This is a genomic window from Sulfuricurvum sp., from assembly GCF_036279695.1.
In the GTDB taxonomy this organism is placed as follows: domain Bacteria; phylum Campylobacterota; class Campylobacteria; order Campylobacterales; family Sulfurimonadaceae; genus Sulfuricurvum.
On record NZ_DASUIQ010000001.1, the window covers coordinates 1 to 21488 of the forward strand.

General features: G+C 43.7%; 27 protein-coding genes and 1 pseudogene. 13 read left to right on the top strand and 15 right to left on the bottom strand.

Annotated features, from left to right (window positions below; translation table 11 throughout):
- The 11 genes and pseudogenes from VFW36_RS00005 to VFW36_RS00055 all read right to left on the bottom strand — a co-directional run.
- A pseudogene (locus VFW36_RS00005) lies at positions 1-222 on the bottom strand (flagellin); the annotation flags it as partial.
- Positions 223-319: 97 nt separating this feature from the next.
- Positions 320-979, bottom strand: a complete 660-nt coding sequence (locus VFW36_RS00010; protein ID WP_329656773.1) for a type II secretion system protein — start codon at positions 977-979, stop codon at positions 320-322.
- Entirely contained in the window at positions 979-2019 is a 1041-nt protein-coding gene (locus tag VFW36_RS00015; protein ID WP_329656774.1) for a type II secretion system F family protein, read from the bottom strand. The genes VFW36_RS00010 and VFW36_RS00015 overlap by 1 nt, the downstream gene beginning before the upstream one ends.
- Positions 2009-3571 (bottom strand): GspE/PulE family protein, encoded by a 1563-nt coding sequence (locus VFW36_RS00020; protein ID WP_329656775.1) that lies wholly within the window; start codon positions 3569-3571, stop codon positions 2009-2011. The genes VFW36_RS00015 and VFW36_RS00020 overlap by 11 nt, the downstream gene beginning before the upstream one ends.
- Positions 3572-3612: 41 nt before the next feature.
- Positions 3613-4107 (bottom strand): hypothetical protein, encoded by a 495-nt coding sequence (locus VFW36_RS00025; protein WP_329656776.1) that lies wholly within the window; start codon positions 4105-4107, stop codon positions 3613-3615.
- A gap of 7 nt (positions 4108-4114) precedes the next feature.
- Entirely contained in the window at positions 4115-4699 is a 585-nt protein-coding gene (locus VFW36_RS00030; protein WP_329656777.1) for a type II secretion system protein, read from the bottom strand.
- Between the two features lie 182 nt (positions 4700-4881).
- Entirely contained in the window at positions 4882-5451 is a 570-nt protein-coding gene (locus VFW36_RS00035; RefSeq protein WP_329656778.1) for a type IV pilin protein, read from the bottom strand.
- Between the two features lie 50 nt (positions 5452-5501).
- Entirely contained in the window at positions 5502-5945 is a 444-nt protein-coding gene (locus VFW36_RS00040; protein ID WP_329656779.1) for a hypothetical protein, read from the bottom strand.
- Positions 5932-6684 carry a hypothetical protein gene (locus tag VFW36_RS00045; RefSeq protein WP_329656780.1) on the bottom strand — a complete coding sequence of 251 codons (753 nt, stop codon included), beginning with the start codon at positions 6682-6684 and terminating at the stop codon, positions 5932-5934. Before VFW36_RS00045 ends, VFW36_RS00040 begins: the two co-directional genes overlap by 14 nt.
- Before the next feature lie 44 nt (positions 6685-6728).
- Positions 6729-8168 (bottom strand): hypothetical protein, encoded by a 1440-nt coding sequence (locus VFW36_RS00050; protein WP_329656781.1) that lies wholly within the window; start codon positions 8166-8168, stop codon positions 6729-6731.
- Positions 8168-8560, bottom strand: coding sequence for a hypothetical protein (locus VFW36_RS00055; RefSeq protein ID WP_329656782.1), 393 nt, complete (start codon positions 8558-8560; stop codon positions 8168-8170). The genes VFW36_RS00050 and VFW36_RS00055 overlap by 1 nt, the downstream gene beginning before the upstream one ends.
- A 136-nt stretch (positions 8561-8696) precedes the next feature.
- On the opposite strand from VFW36_RS00055, the gene VFW36_RS00060 reads away from it, so the two are divergent.
- The 5 genes from VFW36_RS00060 to VFW36_RS00080 all read left to right on the top strand — a co-directional run bounded on the left by VFW36_RS00060 (position 8697) and on the right by VFW36_RS00080 (position 13313).
- Entirely contained in the window at positions 8697-9242 is a 546-nt protein-coding gene (locus VFW36_RS00060; protein WP_329656783.1) for a YcbK family protein, read from the top strand.
- An 86-nt stretch (positions 9243-9328) separates the two neighbouring features.
- Positions 9329-11551 (top strand): type I DNA topoisomerase, encoded by a 2223-nt coding sequence (topA, locus tag VFW36_RS00065; protein WP_329656784.1) that lies wholly within the window; start codon positions 9329-9331, stop codon positions 11549-11551.
- Positions 11548-12063: a YfcE family phosphodiesterase gene (locus VFW36_RS00070; protein ID WP_329656785.1), complete on the top strand. Its 516-nt coding sequence runs from the start codon at positions 11548-11550 to the stop codon at positions 12061-12063. Before topA ends, VFW36_RS00070 begins: the two co-directional genes overlap by 4 nt.
- Position 12064: 1 nt before the next feature.
- Positions 12065-12916 (top strand): biotin synthase, encoded by an 852-nt coding sequence (locus tag VFW36_RS00075; protein ID WP_329656786.1) that lies wholly within the window; start codon positions 12065-12067, stop codon positions 12914-12916.
- Between the two features lie 43 nt (positions 12917-12959).
- On the top strand, positions 12960-13313 hold the full coding sequence (locus VFW36_RS00080; protein WP_329656787.1) for an AMMECR1 domain-containing protein: 354 nt from the start codon (positions 12960-12962) through the stop codon (positions 13311-13313).
- A gap of 1 nt (position 13314) precedes the next feature.
- Here the strand turns inward: VFW36_RS00080 and VFW36_RS00085 are convergent, their stop codons facing one another.
- Positions 13315-14262, bottom strand: a complete 948-nt coding sequence (locus tag VFW36_RS00085; RefSeq protein ID WP_329656788.1) for an NAD(P)-binding domain-containing protein — start codon at positions 14260-14262, stop codon at positions 13315-13317.
- A gap of 72 nt (positions 14263-14334) precedes the next feature.
- On the opposite strand from VFW36_RS00085, the gene VFW36_RS00090 reads away from it, so the two are divergent.
- From VFW36_RS00090 to VFW36_RS00100, 3 genes are all read left to right on the top strand, one after another.
- Positions 14335-14667, top strand: a complete 333-nt coding sequence (locus tag VFW36_RS00090) for a hypothetical protein (protein WP_329656789.1) — start codon at positions 14335-14337, stop codon at positions 14665-14667.
- Positions 14668-14744: 77 nt separating this feature from the next.
- Positions 14745-15875 (top strand): OmpA family protein, encoded by a 1131-nt coding sequence (locus VFW36_RS00095; protein WP_329656790.1) that lies wholly within the window; start codon positions 14745-14747, stop codon positions 15873-15875.
- A 165-nt stretch (positions 15876-16040) separates the two neighbouring features.
- On the top strand, positions 16041-16853 hold the full coding sequence (locus VFW36_RS00100) for an HDOD domain-containing protein (RefSeq protein WP_329656791.1): 813 nt from the start codon (positions 16041-16043) through the stop codon (positions 16851-16853).
- Here the strand turns inward: VFW36_RS00100 and VFW36_RS00105 are convergent.
- Positions 16850-17077, bottom strand: a complete 228-nt coding sequence (locus VFW36_RS00105) for a hypothetical protein (RefSeq protein WP_329656792.1) — start codon at positions 17075-17077, stop codon at positions 16850-16852. The two genes, VFW36_RS00100 and VFW36_RS00105, sit on opposite strands and share 4 nt — an antisense overlap.
- Before the next feature lie 37 nt (positions 17078-17114).
- The gene (locus VFW36_RS00110; RefSeq protein ID WP_329656793.1) at positions 17115-17663 is read right to left on the bottom strand and encodes a ribonuclease HII; all 549 of its coding nucleotides are present in this window, start codon (positions 17661-17663) and stop codon (positions 17115-17117) included.
- Between the two features lie 60 nt (positions 17664-17723).
- Here VFW36_RS00110 and VFW36_RS00115 point away from each other — a divergent pair, with 60 nt between their 5' ends.
- Positions 17724-18398 (top strand): TIGR04219 family outer membrane beta-barrel protein, encoded by a 675-nt coding sequence (locus tag VFW36_RS00115; protein ID WP_329656794.1) that lies wholly within the window; start codon positions 17724-17726, stop codon positions 18396-18398.
- On the opposite strand, the gene VFW36_RS00120 is transcribed toward VFW36_RS00115, so the two are convergent.
- Positions 18395-19462: an ATP-binding protein gene (locus VFW36_RS00120; RefSeq protein WP_329656795.1), complete on the bottom strand. Its 1068-nt coding sequence runs from the start codon at positions 19460-19462 to the stop codon at positions 18395-18397. The two genes, VFW36_RS00115 and VFW36_RS00120, sit on opposite strands and share 4 nt — an antisense overlap.
- A gap of 174 nt (positions 19463-19636) precedes the next feature.
- Between VFW36_RS00120 and rpsJ the strand changes: the two genes are divergently transcribed.
- The 4 genes from rpsJ to VFW36_RS00140 are packed head-to-tail and all read left to right on the top strand — an operon-like array spanning position 19637 to position 21428.
- Entirely contained in the window at positions 19637-19948 is a 312-nt protein-coding gene (gene rpsJ / locus VFW36_RS00125) for a 30S ribosomal protein S10 (protein WP_013459053.1), read from the top strand.
- 10 nt (positions 19949-19958) lie between these two features.
- Complete coding sequence (gene rplC, locus VFW36_RS00130) at positions 19959-20534, top strand: 50S ribosomal protein L3 (protein ID WP_329656796.1); 576 nt, start codon at positions 19959-19961, stop codon at positions 20532-20534.
- Positions 20531-21145 carry a 50S ribosomal protein L4 gene (gene rplD / locus VFW36_RS00135; protein WP_329656797.1) on the top strand — a complete coding sequence of 205 codons (615 nt, stop codon included), beginning with the start codon at positions 20531-20533 and terminating at the stop codon, positions 21143-21145. Before rplC ends, rplD begins: the two co-directional genes overlap by 4 nt.
- 1 nt (position 21146) lies before the next feature.
- A complete protein-coding gene (locus VFW36_RS00140) occupies positions 21147-21428 on the top strand; it encodes a 50S ribosomal protein L23 (RefSeq protein ID WP_013459056.1) in 282 nt (93 codons plus the stop codon).
- Positions 21429-21488 lie beyond the last annotated feature (60 nt).

Sequence of the window (21488 nt, forward strand, 5' to 3'; positions counted from 1 at the left end):
GATACCGATAGCATCATTGGCATTGGAGACCGCTTGACCTAATGCACTTGATTGAGCACGAAGAGAATCGGCAATCGCCATCCCTGAAGCATCATCTGCGGCAGTGTTAATACGAAGACCTGAACTTAGTTTAGCTAGTGAGCTATCCAAATTACGGTTAGTAAGACTTGCGGACGTGTGGGCATTCATTGCCGCTACGTTTGTGTTAATTCTAAAACCCATGATAAATCCTTTTATCTTCAGAGCAGTTGCTCTTTTGTTAATTCAGCGTCCTTGCTGTAATTAACTATATCGGATTATCAAAAAAAAATTGTAGAGGTCACGGGGAGACTTGAGTCCAAGTCCCACTTGTCGTATTGTACATATTGAGGGTTGAGTTGGTATCACAGTACCAAAGTGTTCCATTGATCGGAGAAAGAGGGGCAGTGGATGAAATAATCGCACTGTTATACCCGCGGGTTTGTGTGGTGACTTCCGATCCGTTATAGAGTTTAAGGTGATTGGTCTCACCGATTCCGATTTCGAGCATTATATCATCGCCTTGCGTGCTTGAATGCGTTGCATTGGTTTGCAATATACCGTCTTCCCCTTTGCTGAGGAGGCGACCCAGTACGTTGGCATTGGGCGAAATAGCAGTGGTATTATTATCAGCATAGGTGGCATTGGTATTATGTGTACCGAAATCGTAAGTGCTGTAATAGATATTACGTCCCCATGCATCTTTCCCTAACCCGATTACAACGGGAACGGTATTATTACCCTCTTCTTTTAGCAGTTCAAAGTAGGCATCATTGTCCGGATTGGAAGCAGAGTTGAGCAAACGGCTTCGGATCACTTCGAGCATCGTTTTGCTGTTTTGCTGTTTGAGGGTATTGCCTTGGATGACGGTGTAATATCCCATAGTAGCGAGTACGGCTGCAAGAATACCCGCCATGATAATAGCAATCATCACTTCAACGAGCATAAATCCTTTTTTCATCAGACGTGTCCCGCTTGGCTGATAATCTCTTGTTGAATCAACACTTGCGTCAAGACGATGGTAAAGAATTCGACAAATACGGCAAATGCCAAAAGTAAAATAGCGATGATGGTAATAATACGAAAAAATTTAGTGGCAATGGTGAGGGCATTGAGTCGTGCACGGTCAGCAAACTGTGCTAATATGTCCCCTAGCTGGGTTACGGTTCCCGCCCCCGCAAGTAGATGTTGCTCAATATCTTCGAAAAAAGGGATTACCCAAAAGTTTTTTTCACCTCTGCTGATTTGCGTTAGAATCCCTTGAAACTGTTTTTGGATACGAGGGATAAGGGTACTGTTTGCCGCGGTTTGGAGCGCGGTTTTTAAGGAGACACCATTTTTTAACATGGCACTGAGCAAACTGAGAAGTATAAATTTTTCAAAATGCTCAATAATTTTAGAGGACATAGGGAGGCGCGAAGCAAGCCGTTTTGAAAGTCCTTGTATGATTCCCGTGTAGTTAAAAAGGGCAAACATAACAATAAAAAAATAGGCGGCAAACAAAATCAGCCCCCCGAAGAGAACATTACTTAAAATAAGGGCTATATCCAAATGATCGGCAATGATGGCAAATATTTTCGGATCATACGTTTTGGCCTCTTCGATATGAAAAGGGACGGCAAAAAAACGGACAAAAACAACAATAACAGCCGTTAAGGTAAAGTAGATCATCGGCAGTGCGATTTTGTCATTTGACTCTTGATGAAATCTATTTTTTATTTCCAGATAATTTACAACCGATTTGAGCGTTTTGACAAAAGAGCCCCCTTTTTCCGCCATGGAAACAAACTGAATAATATCGGGCGGGGGAGAGAGATATTTCTCGAGAGCTTTAGAAAAAGAGGCTCCCTCTTGGATAGAACGGGTTACATTGGCATATGCCGATATTTCAGATTTATTTTTAGCCGTTTTTTGGAGCAAAGCGAGTGCATTGGTGAGACTTTTCCCATTTTCTAACGAGAGTTGAAGCGTCTTTAGGAGGGTTAGCGTATCAGGTTTCATGAACGTATCCTAAAGACAACAATTCATGCGATAACGTTTCATAATCACACAGACCCATTTCAAACAAATAGGCGGCGGATTGAAAATAGCTAAACGTAATAAAGTGTTCCCATGCTTTAAACACCGTACTGTTTTTGAGGGCGAGATAAAATTGATAGCGTACTTTCATATCACCGGGGATAAAAACCATATCCATGAGAAGGGATCGTCCGCTGTAACCGGTGAAATTACATCGGATACATCCCCCCTTCTCATATCCGTAACTCTCAGTTGCGAAAAATGTTTTCCCGTCCTCTACACTGCAGGGTTGTTTACAGGTGCAAAGTTTGGGGACGAGGCGTTGAGCGATAACTCCGCTGAGAGAATACGCGAGGATAAACAGATCTCCCCCCTCATCACGGATACGTTCCATCGCCATAAAACTGTTGGGGGTATGGAGAGTGGAGAAAACCATGTGCCCACTGTGCGCCGCTTTGAGACCGGTAAGGATCGATTCACGGTCCCGCATCTCCCCGATAACGATTACGTCGGGGTCTTGACGCATGATTGATTTCATCCCCTCTCCGAAGGTAAAACCGCTCGCCTCATTGATCTGATATTGGGTGACAAAGTCAATTTTATACTCGATCGGATCTTCGATTGTGTAGATGATTTCGTGCAATCTGTCCCGTTGGTTTAAGATCGCATTGAGGGTAGTCGTTTTACCGCTTCCGGTTGGTCCGACGACGAGAAAAAAACCGCTGGATTGATTGACGAAATGGTGAACATGCTCCGACATCGGGTGCGTTTTAGGAAATAAAGCGTTAAGGGATTTAATATTGCTTACTTTATCCAAAATACGTAAAACGATATTTTCACCGTATTGGGATGGGGCAATTTCGATACGAAAGTCAATCGTACGCTCTTCGTACGTACGGGTAAAACTTCCCCCTTGCGGAGCATAGACATTAATCATGTCGATATTACAGCGCTCTTTGATAATCAGGGCAAACCGTCCCGCAAGCTCATGATTGAGGAGGAACCGGGCAATGATTTTTCCGTCGATGCGGTAGCGAAGCCAATAGAATGATTCATACGCATTGATGTGTATATCACTCGCGGAGCGCTGTATCCCATACTCTAGGAGCATCTCAAATATATCGATTACTTCATCTTCCTCATAATCCATCGAATTGAACTGTTTGATTTTACGTTCAATACTCTCTGGATCTACCCGAAGAAGGGCGATGTATTTTTGTTGAAATTCGCGGACTGGGATATTTTTTTGTTCAACTTTTTTTTGTACTTTCGCACTGAGTTCAGCGAGGCGCTTTTCACCTAAAAGCTCTTTTCGCAAGATCTTGAGGACATCATCGCGATCTTCGGCGATAACCATTTCGAACTCTTTCATGAGTTCGAGATTATAGGTTTTGGAAGACTCTTTTTTTTGGATGAAGTGGTGGGAGAGCGCTATATCGAGGAGATGCTTTTTAATGCCGATTTGTTGATAATAGTATTGCTCTTTCTGGCATACTTCAAGCTGTTTTGGCGTTAGTATCTTCTTGATATTCATTAGGTACTTTTTGGTTTAATTATAACACAAAAAATCAATGTTCAGCGTGACAGATAAAATTTGAAAAGTGCCGATGTAGCGTTATGGTCCAGTGATGCTTGTTGGGAAGTGTAATAAAGAACCAGTTTTTTAAGTGCTTTATCTTGAGTTGAATTGTTATCCGCACTGGTTGAGATGTAAAAAGCACTGCCCGACTCGGTTGCTCGGTAGGCACTGTATCCGCTTGGAGGAATCGGTACGAATCCGCTTTTTCCTCCGTTAAATGCGTAGGGAGTGGTTGTATTACACTCTAAGTCGCTTAAGAGGGTATTGGATGCATTGCTCGAACTGTCAAGTTCCTTCGGGAATTGTTCTGAGAGGCTTTTGCATTGAAATGCCATGGACTCTAGTAGATTCATTTGGGATTGAAGCGTGCTTTTATAACGGAGGGTATCCATCGTGGTAAGATTCAAATAATAGTAGCTTAGTGTTCCCAGCAGCCCCACCAAAAAAATGGTGAGGGCAATCTCTATGAGGGTAAAAGCACTACGTTGCATATTTTGTTTATTTAACAATCATAATCCAATGTTTATAATGGGCACCGACTGATTGAGAATAACAGAAGGTATCCCCGTAATTCGCATATTGTGTGGTCGGAGAACCGAAATTCATATCGTTGGTAGCGTTAAGCTCTACGCTTCGATTGATCTCATGGTTGAAAATCGCACAGTAAAAATCATCATCCGAGAGTACATCCCATCCGCCGGTACCGTTTAGATCGATCGGGAATTGAAACGCAGGACGCCCGTTAACAGAAGAGGTATTCAGTTCCCATCCTGTGGTTGTCATCTCTTTAATATCTCTCGGAAGAGTGCGGAGAATCATAACGTTGGTAGCATTGAATTCACTTAAATCGGCAACGCTTGGCGCAACTCCTTGTTGAGCAACAAAAACATCGTAAGCACCTGAGAGCTGAGAAGCTTGATCCATCAAGGCGGCAACCCGAGCTTTTTTAGCGGTTAAATCGATATTGAAGAGACTTTTATAGTAGAGCATCGCTATTGTGGATAAAACACCGAATAAGATAACGGCAATCGTCATCTCTACTAAAGAGATACCTTTTCTCTTTCCATTGTACGGATACGACATGTCAAACTCCTTTTATAACACGTATATGACAAACAAGATCGGCGGTATAAGAAAAAACTTTAACAAAGAGGTGTTTTGTGTGAGATTTTAAAGAGAAAGAAGAATTTTTGAACCTCCCAAAACCCCTCAAAAGAGGGGCTGGAAAGGATTCAGGATGACTAAATAAGGCAGGTATATCGAAGTTACGGAACAACAACCATGATTGTAGGGTTATTGGTAGTAGCTTGACCATAGCAGAAATAGTTACCTTGTGTCGCTTTTTTAGCTGCAGCAGTACCGAAGTTGAATGAGTTAGTAACATTCAAGTCTTGTGTTGAGTTGAACTCACGGTTGAAAACTGCACAATGAAGCGCATCGATTTTATCTGTTGTAGATACGTTTTTATCCAATTTCATTTGGAACGCTACACCAGTTCCCGGAAGACCAGTTGATGTGTTAAGTTCCCAACCAGCTTGTGACATCTCTTTGATTTTAGTAGGCCATGTTGTTAAAATAGACGATGAACCGTTGAAATCATTGATTGCTGTAGGCTCAACACCCATCTCTGTTTTATAAATTTGGTATGCTTGTACCAATTGACTTGCTTGATCCGTAGCGGCAGCAACACGCGCTTTTTTAGCTTGTAAGTCTGTATTCAAATACACTTTAGTATATTTAAGTCCGATAGCAGCCAATACTGCAAACAAAACGATCGCGATTGTCATCTCTACGAGAGAGATACCTTTTCTCATTCCTGTGTAATTCTGTGTCATTGTGTATCCTTTTTTGTTGATCTTACGCTCTTACCTGCAAGATCGGTTTTTTAGTTTGGAATCTTTAATACATAAGGATGAATTATGATCGAAAAACCAAATTCATCCCCAGTGCACCCTTGTCCGATGCAACTGCTCACCAATTCTACGTCATCATTCTTGACAACATCCAGAAGCCGTTTCAAAAGTAAGTATGAATAGGTGTCATGAATGCCTCCTTGGATAATTAATTTTTTTTGGTCGATCTTTACTTCACCTTCCATCCCAAATTCTTGGAGAAGTTGTTCGTATTGATCATTTTTAGTACGCAGAACATCGCCTTCTGCATACACAGCAACTGGTTGCTCAACGGCAGTTTTTAAAGCACTAAAGGTTTTAACCTCTTCGGCTACCGTTTTGTCTTCGTAGACAATATCGAGAAAATAAAAGTATGTAGCGACTAAGATTGTTATTAAAATAACAACAAAGAGGCCGACAAGACTATATTTTTTCATTGCAATATTGCACGATGCCCTGAGCAACGTCTTCCTTTATAATATTCGCTTCCGGTGGTAACAACCTGACAAAAGCGTTGAGGTTTGGTGTCACCACCTCAGCACATAAGCTATCGTTTTGATAGCTTATCTGCTGAAGGGTGGACTCCGTGGATTTTGTCATCTCCTCTATTTTTTCCAATTCATGAACAATGTCCACTTTTTTGGTCATTGCAAACGAGGTGGTACAGTTCGTTTTCACCAACTGTTTATATTCGCTCACCAATGCATCTCTATTGGTGAGATTAAGTTCGGTAGCATTCAGATAACCGTATCCGGCATATAAAATTCCCGAGGTGATAACGACGGTACATGCGATTAAAAAACTCCCTATCCACGTCTCTTGGCGCTCCTTATCGAGATTGATGGAAACCAGTTTGTCCCCTTTGGTATTGTCGGCATAGAGTATTTCATATCCGCGCTCCTTTGAAAACTCTTCAGGTTTATCTAAAATGTAATCGACGATTTTTTGATCTTCGACTACGACTCCGACGTTTTTATAATCAAGCTCAAAAACGATGACATTCTTCCCTTGATTCTTAGAAGCAAGGCTAAGGATATTTTCATAAACAAGCTTCTCTTTCGGGAGAAAAGCAATATAGTTGATCCCCTCCGGATGTTTTCTCAACGAGATTTTAACGGCGGCAGAATCTAGATCTTTGCGTGCATGAGCATACACTTGCGTGCGAATGGTATTCATGTCGCTACTAAAATTAAGAGATCCAGCTGTAAATATGGCCATGGTTATCTCAACACATACTTGATTACGCGAGGGGTAACGACGATTACCATCTCGCTTTTTGTACTGGAGGTATGACGAGCTCCGCCTACGACACCTGCTGCACTATCTCCAAGCCCCGGAAGTCCGCTCCACCCTTTGTCTGTTTTATTTCGGAACAATCCTGAGATAACAATCGGAACACCGGGTTGAACCCGCATCGTGTTGTTGATCGCTTTGGTAACGGTTTGGGGTTGAGAGAATTTATTTCCGTCAACTTCAAATGAGGTGTAGCCTACAATATCATTGATTTTGAGTCCGATGTCGGTGATAACGGTTCCATCGAGCATATTGGAATTAAGATTGATCTCTAACCCGCTGAGGGCGGTTGCACTCGTTGTGGAGACTTGAGAAGTACCGTTGCCCACAGAGGTATTTTGGATACCGCTGATATACGGTGCTTCTATCCCGTCGGTGAGTTTGACATTGGTACCCGCTAATCCCAAAAGTTTCGGTCGTTGAACACTTTCAACTTTTCCGAAATTCTCTAATGCGTTTACGAGTGCTTGACCGTTATAGGTGTCGTTTTTCATAATCATTCCAAACGTGAGCGGAACGGCGGAAGTACCGGCTGAACCCAAACTGCCTGTTGCCGATGCGACAAAGCTAAGTCCGTTTTTCGCAAGAGTCGGGACGAGACTCCAGTCGATTCCGAGGGCATAATTATCTTTGAGCTCGACATCGTAAATGGAGATTTCATACTCAATGACATAGAGGTTGTTTCGAAGTATTTCGAGATATTTCATAATATCGCCGTACTCTTTTTCACGTGCGGAGAAACTGACCGAAGAGGTGATTGTGTCATAGCTGACGTTGGTAGCTCCCATAGAATCCAAGCTTGTTTTTAATATGTTGGCAAGACCGCTGATAGGAGGAATTTTGACGGTTGTTGTTCGGGTGTTTCCTAAGTAGAATGTCCCGTCATAGTATTGAACACCGATTTTGTCTCCCACTGTTTTTTGGAGCACTTTTCCAAATGGGATATTGGACGCTGAAAGATTGATATTGGTTTCGGAGAGTAGATAATCATTTTTTCCGGCATAAGGGTTGGTTGTTCCCCCTGGCGTTGTTAGGACTTGATTTTTTGTGGTCATTGATTCAGATTGAAGCTGAAAAACAATATTTTCATTGGTTGCTTCGGTGAGCAGGGCGATAACATCGCGCAATTCGGCTCCCATGATTTTTGCCCGTTTGATAACCTCTTTGTCGGGAATAGATTGTGTCTCAATATGAAAATTATCGGCTTTGACTTCGACAATTTGCATTGCCGGTTCAGAACGTTGGATTTGAGTGGTATTATTATCCAGTTCTTTGAGCTGCATTTCGGGAGTCAGTGTCTCTTTTTTTGTCGCGACACTGCATCCGCTCAACCCTAAAAGGACGACAGCAAGAATAAGAGAACGCATTATTGACCTCCTGTCGTAAAATAGATAGTTTGAACTCGTCCCGCATCGTCTACGGTAATGTAATTACTGGTGATATTTCGGATAAAGTATTTGGAGTTGTTGGCATAAAAAGGGTCTCCCTCTTTTAGAACAACTTTGTTTTCTCCTATTTTCAGTAGGATAAATTTCCCTTTATTGGTCTCTAAATAACAGTTATAGACCAATTGAGAAAGATCAAAAACCGGTTTTACCGCCGGCAAAGAAGGTGGAGCTAGCAGTGGAGGGAGCGGCATAGGACGTGCCTCAACCGTTGCTACTGGAGTTTTCTTCGGTTTTACAGCTTCGCGAAAAAACGGGTTGTAAGCCGCATTTAGCGAGAGTGTAAGGAAAAGAAATGACCAAAAATAGTTCATACCGACACTTTCTTTGAGATTATTTTAGGATAAAAAGCAAGAAGTGTGCCAATTAATTTTTTCTTCTATTTGAAAAATGGACTATAAATTGCTTGCAGTTGTGTAAAATTGATGAATAAAGAGTCAAATAGATAAGATGCAAAGCGAAGTCACACAATCGTCTCTGATCGATCCATCTCGCAGAGTTTTTCTTAAAAGTGCTCTTGCGCTTACCGCTTCCGGAACTCTTTATGCAAATAGTAAAACAGATGCCAATATATTGCATCTTATCCGAAACGGCAGAGAATATAAAATTCCTTTTATGCGTGAGGGGAAAATAGAGGAAAACGGGTATAACGATTTATGCCGTATCTTTGCCGATGTACGTGCAGGGGTGGCAGTGCAGATGGATCCTAATTTGTTTGTTGTACTGGCTCAAGCGCAGCAATGGTTATCCACAAATCATATCAATCGTCCTATCATCCTCACCTCGGGGTATCGAACCGAACATACCAATTCGATTACCGAGGGGGCGGCGTTTAATTCGATGCATCTCTACGGAAAAGCCGCCGATATTAAAATCGAGGGTATCCCCGCAGATTACTTAGCTAGGTTACTCCGCTACTGCGGCGGATCCGGAATCGGAATCTATTCGAGTTTTGTCCATGTCGATACATGGAAAGAGAGAGCGTGGAGAGGATAGGGTAGTTAATTGATATAAATGGCTCGATTTTGAAGTTTTTTTGTTACACTTTCAAAATTCATCCATAATATATAGGATTCAGACTTTTGAAACTCATTATCGTAGAGTCTCCGGCTAAAGCCAAGACCATTAAAAACTTCCTCTCCAAAGACTACGAGGTTATCGCGTCCAAGGGGCATATTCGAGATCTCCCTAAAAACCGCTTCGGTATTAAAATCGATGATGAAAAGATCATTGCCGAGTATCGTATCAGCGAAGACAGTACCGCTACCGTCAAACAGATCCAAGAACTTGCCAAAAAAAGCGATGAAATCTTTATCGCGACCGACGAAGACCGCGAGGGGGAAGCGATCGGATGGCATATTGCCCATGCGATTGATAAAGACCCTGAATCACTTCCGCGCATCGTGTTTCATGAGATTACGAAAAATGCGATTATTCACGCACTCGAAACGCCGCGCACGATTGATATGGATCGTGTCAATGCCCAACAAGCACGCCGTCTATTGGACCGTATCGTAGGGTATAAACTCTCTCCTCTTTTGGCGAATAAAATCCAAAAAGGGCTCTCGGCAGGGCGTGTTCAATCCTCAACCCTCAAAATCGTCGTTGATCGCGAACGTGAAATCCGTGCTTTTATCCCCGAAGAGTACTGGAGCATCGATACGCTGTTCAAAAAAGATATTGAAGCGACTTTGGTCAGTTTTGAAAATGAGAAAATCGAAAAACTCACAATCAAAACGGGTGATGATGCCTCTCGTATCGTAGCAACACTCAAAGGTGAAAACTTCAAAGTAGGTGAGATTGAGACGAAAGAGCGTAAAAGCTCTACTCCTCCGCCGTTTATGACCTCGACACTCCAACAAACCGCCAGCTCCCAGCTTGGATTCTCTCCGAAGAAAACGATGATGGTGGCGCAAGCCCTCTATGAAGGGGTTAAAACTCCTGAGGGGACGAGCGGGGTTATCACCTATATGCGTACCGATTCACTCAACCTTGCTGCCGAAGCGGTTGACGCGGCGCGGGAACTCATCTTGAACCGTTACGGTAAAGCCTATTTGCCTGAAAATCCTAAAGTTTACACCAAAAAATCAAAAGGGGCGCAAGAGGCGCATGAAGCGATCCGTCCGACGATGCTCGCCTTTACCCCTGAAGTGGCGGCAACCTATCTCAAACCTGATGAGATCAAACTCTACCGTCTGATCTATAACCGCTTTATCGCGTGTCAGATGAACGATGCACGTTTTGAGCAACAAAGTATCACGTTTGCATCTGCGAAAGCAGAATTCAGAGCTACGGGGCGAAAGCTCTTGTTTGACGGTTTTTACCGCGTTGTCGGAAGCGATGACAAAGATAAGCTCCTCCCCTCACTAACAACCGGTGATGCGATCGATATTCAAAGTATCACTCCCGAGCAACACTTTACCGAGCCACCGTCTCGCTACTCCGAAGCGAGCCTGATCAAAAAACTCGAATCCGAAGGGATCGGTCGTCCATCTACCTATGCACCGACGATTAGTACCTTGCAAGCACGTAACTACATCGAGATCGAGAAACGTGCAATCCAGCCGACCGAAATCGCCTTCACGGTGACCGAGATGTTGGAGACCCATTTTAACGAGATTGTCGATGCGAGCTTTACCGCTACGATGGAAGAGACTCTCGATGAGATCAGCGAGAGCGGCAAATCGTGGCATAAAATTTTGCTTGATTTTTATTATCCGTTTATCGAAAAAATCGATGCCGGAAAAACGAATATCGTCAGTCTCAAAATGGCGAAACCGCTCGGACGCAATTGTCCGCAATGCGGTAGCGAATTGTTGCTTCGTTCCGGACGTTTCGGAGAGTTTATTGCATGCAGCGGTTTTCCGAAATGCAAATATACCGAGCAAACCGAAGAGAATCAAAAAGACAATCCTGCAACTCCTGATGAAGTGAGCGAAGAGGTATGTGAAAAATGCGGCAGTTCGATGGTGGTTAAAAACGGTCGTAACGGGAAGTTTTTGGCGTGCAGCGGCTATCCGAAATGTAAAAATACCAAAACGCTTAACCAAGAGACCAAATTCTCCGAAGTCCCGTGTCCCGATTGCGGCGGTAAACTGCTATGGCGTCAATCACGCAGAGGAGCTTTTTGGGGATGTGAACACTATCCGAAATGTAAATTTATTTCCAAATTTGAACCTAGTGATAAGAAGTGTGAAGTTGCGGGATGTGGCGGTGCTTTGGCTCCGCGAACCTACCGTAACAAAGAGGTGTATGAGTGTGTCAAATGTAAAGACCGCACACCGCGAGAGGAAGCCGGTGAATGAAAATCGGGCTTCTGTCTGATACCCACTCCAAAAAAGGGCGATCCCAACGGGTGATTGATCATCTCGTCTCGCAAGGGGCTGAATTTCTGATCCACGCAGGGGATATTGTCAAACCTGAGATCCTTGAACAGCTCAAAAACTGCGGCTTGCGTTATGTGGCTGTTTATGGAAACAATGACGCGGCATTGGTGCAATACCACACCCAGTACAATCTCGTCCAAGAACCCCACTATTTTAAACTCGGCGGGGTCAATTTCAAATTGATGCATCTCCCTTTTTATATGAACGGGGATACCGAAGTGGTCATTTTCGGCCATACCCACGTATTTGAATGTGATTTTAAAAACAGTACCCTTTTTCTCAATCCGGGGGAAGCGTGTGCCAGAGATAAACCTTTTTCATCATGTGCGATGCTGGAGATTACCGATACCTCTTTGATCGTTACCCATTTTTCCCGTGCCGTAGGAAGCGACAGCTTCGATGAACGTCACTACATTTTTGAAAGATCCTAAGATGTCCAAAAAAATATTTCTTTGCTCGATTTGTAACATCAACAGCGGAACCTGCAACGAAGATTGCAAATTTTGCTCCCAAAGTGTCAAATATAAAGCCGATATTGAGCGCTATAAACAAAAACCCCTCGATCAAATTTTGGAGGAAGCCCGCCGCCTTGAAGCCCTTGGAGCACTCGGCTTTTGTCTTGTCACAGCCCAAAAGGGGCTGGATGACAAAACGCTCGAGTTTGTGTGTAACGTCGCATCAACGCTCAAACGTGAAGTGCCGCGTCTACGTCTTATCGCGTGTAACGGTACGGCGACGCTGGATCAACTGAATGAACTCAAACGCTCCGGAGTGAGTGCTTATAACCACAACCTCGAAACGAGCCGTGAGTTTTACAGCCAAGTGTGTACGACTCACCCGTGGGAGGAGCGGTATGAGACGTGTGAAAACGTTAACGGTTCAGGGCTCAAACTGATCAGCGGCGGGATATTCGGGATGGGGGAGACGCACGAAGATCGCCTCAGTATGCTTCACTCTCTGAATGAGTTAAACCCTATTTCGGTACCGCTGAACTTTTATCACCACAATCCGGCATTACCGTTAAGCCCAAATCCGCTATCGATCGATGAGTCATTGGAACTTATTACCCTTGCGCGCAAAATTATCGATAAAGCCGATCGTATTATGATCGCCGGAGGACGCGAGATTACGTTCAAAGATCGTCAGCATGAGATTTTTGAGGCGGGGGCGAATAGCATCGTGATCGGAAACTATCTCACCACCGCAGGACGAGAAGCCCACACTGATCTGCGGATGCTTCAAGAACTCGGATTTGACATTGCTATGACACCTGAGGATAAGTAAGCTATAATAACACCATCGAGATCGTTAAAAGGGGTTAATTGATATGTCTCAATCCGTATTATTAACCATTGCCCGCGCTTCTATCGAAGAGGTACTGCAAGGGCAAAATACGATCAATCGCGGCGAACTTCTTGAACAATATCCGATTCTGAGCGAACCGATGGCGACACAGATCACCCTCTATCTCGGCAGTAAAGTTCGCGGTAATGCGAAAAGTGAAACGTCAAAGCGTTCGCTTTTGGAGGATATTATCTATAACGCTAAAGCGGCCGCTTTTCAAGATGAAGCGTTCGACCCTCTTGTCACTTCCGAATACCTTCATGCTACTATAGAGTTGACTATTTATTCCCCTGAGGGAGAGTTGAGTCACCAAAGCGAACCGATACTCAAAGATTGATTTACATCGCTTTGATATAGTGAGCTATGGCATACCCATGGTTTAGCCCCAATGCAATCGAACCGCCTGATTCTTGGGTAATATCTCCCGCTACAAAAAGACCTTCGATATTGGTTTGATAGTTGTCATCATGCACCGGTTTTCCGTCTTCTTCTCGAATGCCGCTGCTTTGCAAAAATCCGCTAGGGGTAGTCCCTCCGATCGCATAAACGAGTCGATCGAACAACTCGGATGTACCGTCGCTGAAGTGCACTTTAACTTTTCCGCTTTCGCTTTCTAACTCGATGATCTCAGTATTTAACATCGCTTTGATCGCACCGCGTGTAACGGCTTTTTCAATATCGGCTTGATTAGTAGGGTTGGCACGGCGAAACGTTCCGCGGCGGTAGCAGATACACACCTCATTTTTATCGCACAATTCCACCGCATATTCGATTGCGGAATCCCCTCCGCCCACCACCATGATTTTCTCTTCCTGTGTACACCCATCGAGAGTATGATGGATCTGGTTTTTCAGCGACGGAGGGATTTTATAATCGGGTTTATTGGGTTTACCCATCCGTCCGATCGTGACCACGACGTATTTGGCTCGGATAGATCCTCCTGCGATAAAGACTTCGAATCCTTCTTCGGTTTTAACGATTTTCTGCACTTCCGTATGGGTGCGCAGTTCCAGTGATTCATGGTCTAACAACTTATCAAAAAAATCAAGAGTGGATTCTTTGGTTCCGTCCATAAAGTAGATGGTTCCGTCAAGTTCTACTTTTTGCCCTTTCCAATCTTTATCAACCCGTTTGTTATCTTTGTAAAATTTTCGAATCGTTGCATTATGGTTTTCATCTTTTTCGAGCAAAATGATGTCCCGTAACCCTACCGCGTAACTTTCTATAGCCGTTGCAATCCCTGCGGGACCGGCTCCGATAATGGCTAATTCATATTGATGTTCCATATTTGCTCCTAATACTCTTTCCATACTTTATCACAAAGAGGAGTAAAATTCAATTTGTGTTATACTTGCCCGATGTACTACGTAATACAAAAACATCATGGCGATCCGAAAAAACACTATCTGGCATATACTGTGCCGCGATATATCAGTTCTGAAAATTCGCAGAATATTATCTTTGAGTTTCGTCAAAATGACGGTGTTAAACGTAAATGGGCTCCGAAAGAGGAGATCGTCTTGCTGACCGATGATGAACAGCTTTTTCAAACTACCCTTCAAAAGCTTGATGAATTAAAACGGGCCCATTTGGAACGTATCGATGCGGCAGAGACGCAGCTTAATCATGAAATATTTGCAATGCTCAACACGATGCAAGCTCAATTCGAAACCATTAAGAAAAACAATTAAGTCGTTTTCAGTTACATTTCGCTCACATTCATAAGCTATAATTTTTTTATCTCAAATAGTCTAAAGGAGACTTTTCAATGAAAAAATTAGTATTTTCCAGTTTACTCGCGGCAACATTGCTCGGCGCAAGTGACTATAATTATGAAGTGACACCGGTAGTAGGGTATCTTTGGAACTCAACATCAAATGAAACCAACCTAAATAACGGTGGAGCCATGGGTGGTGTAAATAACCATATCGTATACGGTGTAGAAGCGCAAATGAATAATGCGTGTGACAGTATTAAACCGGAATGGGCACTTCTTTATGGACGTGACCGTGTTAGCGGTGCTAGTGAAACAACAGGTGTGTTGACTTCTATGCTAAATGGTGTTTATGAAATTGAAACAGATACTGCAATTACTCCATTTGTTAAAGCAGGTCTTGGATACGAGTGGTACACTAACACTCACCGCCAAAGCTTTGATGGTCTTCTTGCCGATGCGGGGGTTGGTTTGAAAGCGGAGATTACGAAACAAATCGCTCTCAAACTCGAAGCACTGTATATGTACAAAATGAACAACAACGGCGTTGACGGAAGTAACGGTGAAGTTCATAATGTTGCGGCATTGGCAGGTTTGACATTTAGTTTTGATGAAAAAGCAAAAGCGGCTCCTGTAGTTGCAGCGGTAGCAGCTCCTGTTGTAGCGGCAGTCGTTGCACCTGAGCCAAAACCTGCACCTGCACCGGTTGTTATCCCTGCACCTGCTCCGGTTGCGAAACCTGTCGTTGCGGCTGCTCCGATCGACTCCGATAAAGACGGTGTAATGGATCCGCAAGACAAATGTCCTGCAACTCCGGCCGGATTTAAAGTGGATGTAGACGGATGCCCGCTGAAAGCGACATTGCACCTTAACTTCGCTACCAACTCAAACAAAGTGGATGCGGCAGGGATCGCAAAAGTAGCGGCTTTCGCAAGCTTCCTAAAAGACAGCCCTGCCTACAATGCAAGCATCGTCGGACATACCGATAGCACATCGTCTGACGTATTTAACCAAAAACTCTCTGAAAAACGTGCGGAAATGGTTAAATCGATGTTGGTCAAAGAGGGCGTTGACGCTTCTCGCTTAAGCTCTTCAGGCAAAGGTGAATCTCAACCGGTCGCTTCGAACAAAACTAAACAAGGGCGTGCAGAAAACCGCCGTATTGAAGTTGATCTTACTCACTAATATCAAACTGCTTCTAATCATTCCCGTTTAGACGGGAATGGTGACTTATTGGGAAATTTCCCCCCACTTCTCCTCAAAAATTGAATTTTTATCTACATAAAGAAGAATTTTAATCCATAATAATTTATAATCCTTTTCAGTAGTCTTATTTTTTGGAGTGTTACGATGAGAATTGAATTAATGGAACAAGTTGAAAATGTTCCGATGCTGCCTGAAACCGTACAAAAAGTAGAAGCGGTATTTAATGATCCGAACGCAACCGTTGCCGACATGGCGAACGCTATCAAAAACGACCCGATTATCACGGCGTATATTCTCAAAACAGCCAACTCTCCGCTCTATGGTTTGAGCCGAACCGTGAATGACATTGCAACAGCCGTTTCGTTGTTGGGCAGAGAAGCCGTTCGTACCTTTACGATCGCATCGGCGGCAAACTCTTGTATGGAACTCGATCTCTCTCCGTATGGGATGAGCAAAGATACCTATCTAGCACGCTCACAGCTCCAAAATGCTCTTGTTAGCCGATGGGTATCCAAAGTGGATCGCTCATTGTTGGGACACCTCTCTTTGGCATCATTTTTATTAGAGCTCGGTAAAGTGGTAATAAGCCGCTATTTGATCGAATCAAATCAAAGCGCCCTTTTGAGTGAAAATTTGGAAAAAGGGATCTCGGTTAAACAAGCAGAAATCGTTGCGTGCGGGTCTAAATCGGAAGATGTGACCGCTACCCTCTTTTTTAAATGGAATTTTGATCCCGATTTGGTTCATTTGATCCGTTTCGCCAATGAACCCGAAGATGCATCCGATCCTGAAACCCAAGAGATGGCAAAATTTCTCAAAGTAGCCAAAGAGGCGATTACCCTCGATGGAAAAATTACCGATGAAACGCTCAAAAATGCACGTGAATTGATCGAAGAGTACGGTATGAACCAAAATCTTTTTGATGAAGCGGTCGAAAAAATTCTCGCGGCGGCTTAATCTTTTCTATAGCTCCCCACTTTGCAACCGCTTGGGTTGCTAGGGGGATTATCTCTCAAATAACACAAATCTTCATGCGCTTGTTTCAGTACTTTACTTTCCCGTAATAACGGCAGCATTTTTGCATCTTTTTCACTTTGCGAAAGCGATTGGTTATACAGTAGCGCTTTTACTTCGGAGTCAACGGCGGCAAGCGCCGCTTCTAAATGGGTGAGTGAAACCATAATATGCTCTTTTTTTAGTGATTATAGCGATGAGGTACTAAAACAAACTCGGCTGAAGCGATTTTAGTTTAAAACTTTTACGATGTATTTCGCAATGACCGTAGAGGCGGATCGCTTCGATATGGGTGGCACTGCCGTAACCCTTGTGTCCTTCAAAACCGTATTGCGGATAGAGAGAGGCGAGTTCTACCATTTCACGATCCCGCGTCACTTTCGCCAAAATCGAGGCGGCACTCACCTCTGGAATCGTCGCATCGGCTTTCACCATCGTGCGCAATCCGCTGACTCCGAATTTGGAGTTGCCATCATAGAGATAGTCTGCTTCTCCTAATGCGCTCATAATCTCACGCAGCCCTGTCGCCAAACAAGCTGATAGTCCGAGCTCATCGATTTGTGCGGCACTAAAGCGTACGATATGATAATCGGAGTTTTGTATGATGATCTCAAACAGCTCTTCACGCTTTTTTTCAGTCAGCTTTTTAGAGTCGTTCAATCCTTCAATCGGATGACGCAAAATAACCCCTGCGATAGTGAGCGGACCCGCCAACGGTCCTCGTCCTGCTTCATCAATTCCGCATAACACCATTTCAATACACCTGTTTCTTTAGTATAATGGCATATTAGCATAGAATCAAAAAGGATCATCATGAAAAAAGCATTACTCGCATTGTGTGCCGGAAGCGTTATGGCATCGGCATCGACGTTACTCGGATTCGGCATCGAAGCCGATTACTACTCTCCTGAAGCAAAAGGGGATTTCCGTTATACCGATAACGGTGTTACGAGTGCCACTCATTTTAACGGGGATAACGACAGCCAGTACCAAGTGGGGCTCTATTTGGAACATCCGGTTCCGATGCTTCCGAATCTCCGAGCTGATTTTACCCCTGAATCATCATTTAGCGGTGCAGATAGCGTTGCCGGAACCAATACGGTTAAGTTCTCCCAAATCGACACAACCCTCTATTATGAACTTTTGGATAATGTCGTTGATTTGGACATCGGATTAACCGGTAAGTATGTGAAAGGGGATGTGAGCGGGACGGTCAATCAAAGTTTTGATGTTATCATCCCGATGGTCTATGTGGCTGCCGGAGTAAAAATTCCTACATTGCCGGTTCGTTTGGATGCGGATCTCAAATATGTCGGTTACAGCGGAAACTCGGTCAGTGATATGCGTATAAAAGCGGCATGGAACGTATTCGCAGGTCTCGAAGCGGTGGCAGGGTATCGCTATGAATCCCTAAAATTAGATGAAAATGACATCTATTCCACCCTCAAAATCCAAGGTCCGTTTATCGGAGTAGGGTATCGCTTCTAACTATCATCCCCCAATGCCCATCTCTCAAACGGGATCATCTCAATGCGTGAGACCGGATGGGAGAGGGTACTTTCCAAATTCATCGTCACAACGATAACCTCCCGAACTCGATTCGATACGATAAACCCCTCCAGTGTCTCTACCTTTTTAAAAAGAGCGTGTTCATTCGCAAACGGCGAAGCGATAATGATCTGCCGTCGCTGCGGAAGGTAAAAATCGATCCCCTCATCATAATAGCATTCGATTTGGTGTTTATCCAATTCCGAAAATACGAGGTTTTCAAAAAGGCGTCCGAAATGTTTTTGGACGACGAGTGCATGTTTGATCGCGATGTCGCACAGATAGAGTTTCTTTACCGCGCTGGGATGGTTGTATTTGGAGAGGCTTTTGAGATAGCCCCGTTCATACATCGATTGAAGATGCAGATAGAGTTTATCTTTGGAAATTTTGCGTTCCGATTTGAGCCGTTCATAGAGATTGAAAGCGGATACCTTTTGGGTCACCATTTTGGACGCTTGGGAGAGGATGGAAAACTCTATCGGTTCGAGTACTCGTTTCAAGGTGCTTTGAAGATAGAGTATCCTCTCTTCACTGGGGATACGGTGCATCGCGGGAAAGCCGCCGAGCTGAAAAAAGTGGTTCAAGGCGGTGGAGTCGAATTTACTCTCAAAGGCAAGAAACTCCTCATAATCGAGCAGTGGGAGTTGAAGCATGTGAAACGGGAGTTCCAAAGGGATTTCGGAGGTGAGGAGGATTTGATCGATCTCAAAAAGCTTTATCGATTCGTGATAGTTATCCAGTGCGAGGATCGTAATCTTGTTTTCACGGCAAAACAGGGGTAAGGTACTATTGAGTTCATCGATGTTGAGGCGAATGTCTCGACAATCGAGGTAAAGATAGGTCGATTTTTTGCGGGAGAGGAGATAATTTTTGACTAATGCGCTCTTCCCTGACTGTGAAATTCCATAAATCAGGGTATTTTCTTCATCAATTGTAAACTTCCGTTCTATAAAACCGGCATTATGTAAATCGTATCGATAGTATTCATCTAATAAAGTGTTCATGCCTAAAATCATACCCTAAAAAATAGTACATCCTTATTAAAAGGAAGCAAATTTTAATAGATAACCGTTTTTTACCCCTAAAATCCTTGACCCTGAGGTGGTATGTCGGTATAATTTCGCCGCCTTATATAGTCAGACATGATCTGACGAGTTCTTTTATCTAAGGAAAACATTATGGAAAAAATTCGTTTGAAACTTAGAGCATACGATCATCGTGTACTTGATCGTTCAGTTGCCTCTATTGTTGAAGCTGTAAAGCGAACGGGTGCGGAAATCCGCGGACCGATCCCTTTGCCAACCAAGATTCGTAAATATACGGTTCTTAAATCTCCGCACGTCAATAAAGACTCACGTGAGCAATTTGAGATTCGTATGCACGCACGTTTGATCGACATCGTGTCGGCTACGCCAGATACAGTTGATTCGTTGATGAAGCTTGACTTGGCTCCGGAAGTGGACGTAGAAGTTCGCTCTATGGACAAGTAAGGAGTAGGGTGTGGAATACATTGTAGAAAAAATCGGCATGAGCCGAACAATCGGTGCTACCAGCAAAGCGGTAACTCTTTTAAAAGTAAAAGAGATGAAAGTTTGTGAAGTAAACAACGGCGTAGCTCTTGTAGCATACAGCCAAGGCAAATCGATGAACAAACCGGTTGAAGGTCAACAAAAGAAATATAATCTTTCTGCTGAATTCAACAAATTCGCTACATTGGAAGTTGCAAACACCGAAGCAGGTGATTTGGATATGGCTCCTTTGGCAAATGCGCAAACGGTTAAAACATCGTTCAACACAAAAGGTCGCGGGTTTACCGGTGTTATGAAACGCTGGAACTTCGCTGGGGGTCCTGGTGCTCACGGTCACCGTTTTCACCGTACCGGTGGATCTATCGGTAACCGCGAATGGCCTGGTAAAGTCCAAAAAGGGCGTAAAATGTCAGGTCAATACGGTAACGAGCAAGTTACTGTTAAAAATGAAGTAATGTCATTTGACGCAGAAAACGGTGTATTGGTTGTTGTGGGTTCTATCCCAGGCGCAAACGGTGCACTAGGTCGAGTAAAGGTTGTTAAATAATGAGCGCGATTGTACTGAACGAAAAATTCGAAAAAGCCTCTGAATTGGCATTGCCTGAGAGCTTCAGCGGTATCAATACCCATAACCTCTACTTGTACGTTAAATCGTACCAAGCGAGTATCCGTGCTAACACAGCATCGGCTAAAACTCGTTCGATGATTAGCGGTGGTGGTAAAAAACCATGGGCTCAAAAAGGTAAAGGTGGCGCACGTGCCGGTTCACGTCGTTCACCGATCTTTGTTGGCGGTGCGATTGCACATGGTCCAAACACGGGTCGTAACTACGATCAAAAGATCAATAAAAAACAAAAGAAACTAGCGCTTAAATGTGCGTTGGATGCTTTGGCAACTGCTGGGAAATTGTTCATCGTTGATTCGATCGAAGTTCCAACAGGTAAAACAAAAGATGCAAAAGTATTGTTCGACAAATTGAACGTACGTGACGCATTGTTGGTGAAAAAGATTCTCGATGAGAATACCTATCTTGCATTCCGCAACATTGCTTCTACTTATGTTGTAGAAGAGAATGAACTCAACGCCTTTTTGGCTGCGACATACCGTTCGGTAGTAATCGAAAAAGCGGTATGGGAAAATCTGACTAAAGAGAGCTAAGATGGCAGATATTACTGATATCAAATCAATCCTGTATACAGAGAAGACCCTTGGTCTTCAAGAAGAGGGTGTAATCGTTGTTCAAACGTCTCCACGTATGACAAAGAACGCTCTTAAAGAGGTGTTTAGAGAGTATTTCGGAATCGTTCCGGCTCGCGTTAACTCACTAAACCAAGACGGAAAAGTAAAACGTTTCCGTGGTCTTGCTGGTAAACAAAACGACTTTAAAAAGTTCTATGTGAAATTGCCAGAAGGCGCACAAATCGATAGTTTGGCGGTGTAATATGGCGATCAAAACGTATAAACCAACCACCCCGAGCCGACGTTTCTATACAAACGTTGA